1 protein-coding gene is annotated in these 1,061 nt (G+C 38.5%); it reads left to right on the forward strand.

What is annotated here, in order from left to right; all coding sequences use genetic code 11:
• The coding region (locus DWW70_RS14945; protein WP_158564626.1) for a hypothetical protein at window positions 1–995 on the forward strand (995 nt) is incomplete at its 5' end.
• Between the last annotated feature and the right edge of the window lie 66 nt (window positions 996–1,061).

The raw sequence follows: 1,061 nt of genomic DNA on the forward strand, positions 1-1,061 counted from the left end.
AGCTTGAACCGGAAAATCTAAAGGGAAGAGGACTCATAAAGGTCGATGGAGAAGTAATGGAATTCCAGACAGCGATAGCTACGGATAGGTGCGATGATATGGAACGTATAGAGTTACTTCGCAATATGTGTGCATCTATGGCTGAAGGAGCTACTGAGGTAGCGGAAGGTGTTCCTGAAATTCCAGAAAAACCTACGTGGGAGATATTCAAGAGGCGTAATGATGTTGCACAGATGTGTAATGGATATATGCTGCCGATAGGATATGACAGTGTAAGTGCGGAGGGATATGGAATAGACCTTAGGAGAACATTCTGCTATACAATTACGGGCAGAGCAAGAACTGGTAAGAAAAATGTTATGCGGTTATTGATGAATGCAGCACTGATGAGAAATGCAGATATAGTTGTTATAGAACATGGTTCCAATGAGTTCAAGCTTGATTCGGAATTGTTGGGAGCAACGTATATAGATAGCGAAGCAGCACAGGCAGATTACTTTACAATGCTGGTTCCAGAATTTGTGGAGAGAAATAAGTTTAAAAATCAGGTAAAGGAACAAGGCTATGATGAGAATGAAATATATAGCCAGATGACCCGATTTAAGGAAACATACATTTTTATTGCAGATATGGAAGCGTTTTTAAATACATTGTATTCGCCGAGTGAAGGCATTACAAGAATTGTCCCATTTATAGAGAATGTTGTAGAGAAAGGCGCTCTGCACAACATATTCATTATAGGGTTGATTGATACAGCAAGTCAGTCAGAATGTCGTGGACGAAAAGTATATGATGTTATGACTGGATATCATATGGGAATACAACTGGGTGGCAATTGTGCTGAAACTTCATTTTTTAATTTTACTAATCTATCATTTACAGAGGCAAATAAGGTATACAAACCAGGTATAGGTATGATCCCACAGGATAATGATGATCGGAATGTATCGCAGATAATTATACCGTTATACAGGAGGCAGATAAAGCATGATTAAGTCCAGGTTGATTATGCCAGAAATAAATCAAGAATTTGATGTTCAATATAATGAGAATGCACAGGT

Source organism: Coprococcus sp. AF16-5, assembly GCF_003479365.1.
Classification (GTDB): Bacteria; Bacillota; Clostridia; order Lachnospirales; family Lachnospiraceae; genus Coprococcus; species Coprococcus aceti.